The organism is Methylocaldum sp., from assembly GCF_039794385.1.
Lineage (GTDB): Bacteria > Pseudomonadota > Gammaproteobacteria > Methylococcales > Methylococcaceae > Methylocaldum.
Map to the genome: position 1 here is coordinate 1 of NZ_JBDIVO010000294.1, position 5,648 is coordinate 5,648.

Sequence of the window (5,648 nt, forward strand, 5' to 3'; positions counted from 1 at the left end):
AACGGCAAACTCATCGTCGGCGCCGCCATGCGCAAGCTCCTCGTCCTGGCCTACGGCGTCCTTAAGTCCGGCCGACCGTTCGATCCCAATCATGGGCTTGCATCGTGATTTCTAAGACGGTATCTACTGCTGCGCGGCGCTTTGCTTCGGAACGTTGATCTCCGGATGCAGCAGATCGATGAAGGGAGCCGGGTAAACCCCCAGGCCGAAAATCAGGAGAAGCAATATCGCCAGCACCAGATGCGCCCCGACCGGCCGGGCCTCCGGTCTCGCTTGCAGCGCGGCGGGCGCTTGGGCCATTTGAAAGACGATGCGGATGTAATAGTAGAGCCCCAGCCCACTGCCGATGATGAGCGCGCCCAGCAACATCCAGAGCGCCCCCTGACTTCCGGCGGTGAACAAATAGAACTTGCCGATGAAACCGGCGGTCAGCGGTATGCCGGCCAGAGAGAGGAGCGCCACGCTGAACACGGTCGCGAGCCAGGGACGAGTCCAGAACAGGCCGGTATAATCGTCCAACTCCTCCGCTTCGCGATCGGCCGGACTCATCACCGTCACCACGCCGAATGCCGCCAGCGTCATGGCGAAATAAGCGGCGAGATAAACCAGCAGCGCCTCGGCCGCCAAGTTTCCGCCAACGACGTTCGCCGCGACCGGCGCCACCAGCAGATAGCCCATGTGACCTATCGAGGAATAGGCCAGAATGCGCTTGACATTGTTCTGCCGCAAGGCGAGAAAATTGCCCACCAGCATGGAAACCACGGCGATCAAGGCCAGAAGTACGCTCACCACCGGAACGCGAAAAACGCCGCTTTCCAGTCCGTAGCGCAGCAGCAGGATAAAAACCGAGCCCTTGGAAACCGTGGCGAGCAGGGCCGTGATCGGCGCCGGCGCCCCTTGATAGACGTCGGCGGTCCACAGATGAAAGGGCACCAGCGATAGTTTGAAACCCACGGCCACCAGGATCAGAATGGTTCCGATGACGGAAGGAAAGGTTCCGGGCCTCCCGCCCAAGACCGCGAACTCCATGGTGCCCGTCTCGGCGTAGACCAAGGCCATGCCGAACAGCAGGAAGGCCGAGGCTACGCCGGACAGCACGAGATATTTGATGCCCGCTTCCAACGCCCGGATTTCGCGCAGCGGATAGGCGATGAGCGCGAACAGCGACACGCTGAGGATCTCGAGCCCCAGGAAGAACGACGCAAAATGATGGGCGGCCGCCAGAACTCCGGCACCCAGCAGCGCCGTCAGAATCAGCAGATATACTTCTTCCTGGTGGCCCTCGCGAACGCGGAAATACTCCCAGCACAGCACCGCCGCGACCAGGCCCGCGGCGTAGGCCATGACGGTAAAGACCAGGGCGTAGCGATCCACCAGCACGAGCGGCGTGATCAGCCTCGGCACGAGATCCGAAACCAGCGGGACCGTGATCAGCGAGATCAGAATGCCGGCGACCGTCAGGAGGAAGGCGAGACGATGATTGCGGTGTACGGCGATGGCCAGCATCACGATCACCGCCACGGCCGACAGCACGATCAAAGGCAAAAGCGCGAGAAGATCGGTTGTGGTGATCATGGCTCTCCCCGATCCGCCAAACGCTCGCCCGGCGGTTGCGAATCATTCGGCTGGGCGACGCCCTCTCCCCAGCCTCTCAAACTATTCTTCAGCCACGTATCGGAGACGTCCAGCATGGACTGCGGATACATCCCGATCCAAACCGTCGCCACGATCAAAAAACCCATCAGGGCCAATTCGCGCGCGCCGAAATCGCGGATTCGATGAATCTCCCGCGTTTCGCCGTGGAAAGCCCGTTGAATCAGAATCAGCGAATAAACCGGCGCTATGATCAAACCCAAGGCCGCGGCTGCCGTCATGGCGGCATCCACCCGGTAAGCGCCCAGCAGCACCAGGAACTCGCCGATGAAATTGCCGAGCCCCGGCATGCCGAGCGCAGCCACGGAAAAGAACAATCCGATGGCCGCCATGCGCGGCACATCGGTCCATAACCCGCCCATCCGATTCATGTCGCGGGTATGGATGCGCTCCTGCACCGCGCCGGCCAGGACGAACAGGGCGGCCGACGAAATGCCGTGGGCCAGCAAGGTAATCACCACTCCTTGCAGCGCCAGCGCATTCCAGGCAAACAGCCCGACCAGCACGAACCCCATGTGGCTGACACTGCTGTAAGCGACCAGTCGCTTCATGTCCGACTGCGCGAAAGCGAGCATGCCGCCATAAAGAATGCCGGCCACGCCCAATCCCATCGCGATGGGGGAAAAATCGGCAACGGTTTCGGGAAACAGCGGGATCACGAAACGCAGCAAGCCATAGGCGCCGGTTTTCAGCATCACCCCCGCCAGAATGACGCTGCCCCCGGTCGGCGCCTGGGTGTGCGCGTCCGGCAGCCAGGTATGGAACGGCACGCCCGGCAGCTTTACGGTGAAGGCGATGAAGAATCCCAGCATCAGCCACCAGGCGGTATTGAGCTCGAGACTCGTCTGCAAGAGGTCGAAGTAGTCGAAGGTATAAACGCCGGCATCTCGTTGATGGATGATCACCAGAACCACCATGGCCAGCAACATCAAGAGTCCCGAGACCTGAGTGAACAAAAAGAACTTGATCGCCGCGTAAGCCCGGTTCTCGTGTCCCCACAGCGCGATCAGGAAATACATGGGTACGATCATGATTTCCCAGAACACGAAGAACAGAAACAGATCCAGCGCGAGGAACACTCCCAGCACACCGGCCAGCGTCCACAGGAGATTGAAGTGAAAAAACCCCACCCGCTCCCTGATCTCGGTCCAGGACGCCGCCACGGCCATGAGACCGAGAAAAACCGTCAAGACGACCAGCAACAGACTGACGCCGTCCAGTCCGAGATGAAAGCTGATGCCGAAGCGGGGTATCCAGTGCAGGCGGATATCGTCCAGCCAAACGCCGGCTTCGGGAAAGCCGCCGGCGAAATAAGGGATCAGCAACGCCCCGTCCACTATCAACGTCATGAGGGCGATCCAGCGGGGGGCGTTCGCACCGTAGCGCTCCGCCTGCCAGGCGAGCAGGCCGCCGACCGCCAGCACCAGAATCAGCGCTGCGAGCATCACGACAAAATCCCCAGCGCGATGGCCAACACGGTTCCCCCCGTGAAAGCGGCGACATACCAGCGCAATTGTCCGGTTTGGGTGGCGGCGAACGCGCGATGCGCATACTGGCTGGCGGCCGCGATCCCCCGGTAGATATCGTCCGCGATATCGCTGCTATTGACGGCGGCCAGCCAGCGGAACGGGTTGACCAGCAGCTTTCCGTACAGCCAATCGAATCCCCAGCCGCTAAACCAGAAGCGGTGCAGCATATCGCCCCATCGGGTTTCCGTCAGGGCTTCGACCGGGTAGGTTCGGAGCAGATAGAGGAGAACCGCGATACCCACACCGACGAGCGGCGCCAGATCGGTGAAGATCCCGGCGATCAATCCCAACTCGCCCGGTTCGGATCTCGGAAACACCGAACCCAGCGGCATGGAAACAAATCCGCCCAGCAAGGCCAGTGCGCCCAGCAGGATGAGCGGGACACTCATGGCGAACCCGAGATGCTCCGAAGCCCGCTCGTTTTCCGGGCCGAAAAAGGCGATGAACACCAGCCGAAAGCTGTAGATGCCGGTCAACAGCGCCCCTAGCGTTCCGGCAGCCCAGAACCAGAAGCCGTTCTCCGCATGGAAGGCGGAAGCCAGGATCTCGTGCTTGCTGAAATAGCCCGAGGTGAACGGCAGAGCGGTCAGGGCGGCGCTGCCGATGACGAAGCTCCAAAACGCGATCGGCAGCCGTTTTCTGAGTCCTCCCATGCGGAAGATGTCGTGTTCGTGGTGATAGCTGTGAATCACCGCTCCGGCGGCGAGGAACAGGAGCGCCTTGAAATAGGCGTGGGTCGTCAGATGAAAAATCGCCGACGAGAACGCGGTCACCCCCAGCGCCAGAAACATGTAACCGATCTGGCTGATGGTGGAGTACGCCAGAATCCGCTTGATATCGCGCTGGGTCAGCGCGGTGAAACCCGCGATCAGCAGGGTGACGGCACCGACCGCGGCGACCAATTGCAGCACTGCGGGCGCCAGTTCGAACAGGGTGTGGGTGCGGGCGATCAGATAAACCCCGGCGGTAACCATGGTCGCGGCGTGGATCAGGGCGCTGATCGGCGTCGGACCGGCCATGGCGTCGGGCAGCCAGGTTTGCAGCGGCAATTGGGCCGACTTGCCGACCGCGCCGCCCAATAGCAGCAGGGCGGCGAGCGCGGCCATACCGGAGCCGACCGGCCAGGCCGCGGAGGCTCTGTTCAAGAGTGCTTGAATGTCCAGGGTGCCGAGCCGCGCGAACAGAAGAAACAGGCCTATCGCCATCGCCGTATCGCCTACCCTCGTCATCACGAAAGCCTTCCGGGCCGCCGCGCCGTTCTCCGGATTCTCGTACCAGAAGCCGATCAGAAGATAGCTGCACAGACCGACGCCCTCCCAGCCCAGGTACAACAGCACCAGGTTGTCCGCCAAAACCAGGACTAGCATGGCGAATACGAAAAGATTCATGTACGCGAAGAAACGGGCGTAGCCGGCATCGTCCGCCATGAAGCCGACCGAGTAGACATGGATGAGAAATCCGACGCCGGTCACCACGAACATCATGTTCAGCGACAAGGCGTCGAGATAAAGCGAGAAGCCGGATGCGAAATGGCCCACTCGCATCCAGGTCCACAGCGTCTGACGGTAGGGTTCGAGCGAGCCGCTCAAGAACTCGATGCCGACCAGCGCCGCGAGCACCGCCGACAACCCGACGGATCCGGCGCCGATCCAGGGCACCCAGCGCCTCGGCATATTCCCCTGACTCGCCACCAGAATCAGAAAACCGATCAATGGGAAAAGCGGAATAAGACCCAAGTAGTTCAGCACCCGTATTTCTCCTTGTTAGTTAAAGGGTTGTCCTGCTTCTATCGCTTTTCAGGGGAATGCCCCCGTCCCTCGGTTTCCTTGCGAGCGCATGTACCAATGTGGTGTACGCCCGAAGCTGCTGTAGGTCGGCAATCCTTTGCCGACGCAGGATTTGTCGGCAAAGGATTGCCGACCTACAACTCTTTCGGCCTCCATTTTGCGGGGTGTAGGGCGGCGTTTCCTATACCAACCATGTCGCAAGATGGCGGTGAAAAATCTTCTAAAATCCGACCCCTTCACGGCGTCGATGTTTTTGATCCATCCAGCCGATCGGTTTCACGGCAGCGGCACTCAACCCTTCATCCGGCTCAAAGCGTCCACATCCAAGGTCTCGAACCGATGATAAATCTGCGTCACCAAGCCCATGGCCACGCCTACTTCCGCCGCCGCCATCGCAAGCACCAGCAGGAACATGATTTGCCCGTCCGCCTGATTCCAGCGCGAGCCGGCGACGATGAAAGCGAGCCCGGTCGAATTCAGCATGATTTCCAGGGAGATCAGCATGAAGATCAGGTTGCGCCGCACCAGAACACCGGTAAGCCCCAGCGCGAACAGGACGGCCGCCAACAGCAGTCCGTGTGCCTCGGGAATGGTTCCGTTCATTTCTTCACCTCCTGCCGGGTCAAGTGATAAGCCCCGACCAATCCGGCCAGGAGAAGCATGGACGCCAATTCCACTG

Annotated in this window: 4 protein-coding genes and 1 pseudogene; 1 reads left to right on the forward strand and 4 read right to left on the reverse strand. The window is 60.9% G+C overall.

Translation table 11 applies throughout. The features are described from left to right. Positions 1–108 (forward strand): annotated as a pseudogene (locus ABJK70_RS18955) (IS110 family transposase); the annotation flags it as partial. Between the two features lie 15 nt (positions 109–123). Here the strand turns inward: ABJK70_RS18955 and ABJK70_RS18960 are convergent. From ABJK70_RS18960 to nuoK, 4 genes are all read right to left on the reverse strand, one after another. Next, complete coding sequence (locus ABJK70_RS18960; protein WP_347258774.1) at positions 124–1,575, reverse strand: NADH-quinone oxidoreductase subunit N; 1,452 nt, start codon at positions 1,573–1,575, stop codon at positions 124–126. Then, positions 1,572–3,098 (reverse strand): NADH-quinone oxidoreductase subunit M, encoded by a 1,527-nt coding sequence (gene nuoM, locus ABJK70_RS18965; RefSeq protein ID WP_347258775.1) that lies wholly within the window; start codon positions 3,096–3,098, stop codon positions 1,572–1,574. The genes ABJK70_RS18960 and nuoM overlap by 4 nt, the downstream gene beginning before the upstream one ends. Then, positions 3,098–4,930, reverse strand: a complete 1,833-nt coding sequence (gene nuoL, locus ABJK70_RS18970) for an NADH-quinone oxidoreductase subunit L (protein ID WP_077731731.1) — start codon at positions 4,928–4,930, stop codon at positions 3,098–3,100. The genes nuoM and nuoL overlap by 1 nt, the downstream gene beginning before the upstream one ends. A 330-nt stretch (positions 4,931–5,260) precedes the next feature. Beyond that, on the reverse strand, positions 5,261–5,572 hold the full coding sequence (gene nuoK, locus ABJK70_RS18975; protein WP_077731732.1) for an NADH-quinone oxidoreductase subunit NuoK: 312 nt from the start codon (positions 5,570–5,572) through the stop codon (positions 5,261–5,263). Positions 5,573–5,648 lie beyond the last annotated feature (76 nt).

Coding starts and splice junctions, on each gene's coding strand:
- ABJK70_RS18960 (WP_347258774.1), bottom strand. CDS start 1,575: ATGATCACCACAACCGATCTTCTCGCGCTTTTGCCTTTGATCGTGCTG.
- nuoM (WP_347258775.1), bottom strand. CDS start 3,098: ATGCTCGCAGCGCTGATTCTGGTGCTGGCGGTCGGCGGCCTGCTCGCC.
- nuoK (WP_077731732.1), bottom strand. CDS start 5,572: ATGAACGGAACCATTCCCGAGGCACACGGACTGCTGTTGGCGGCCGTC.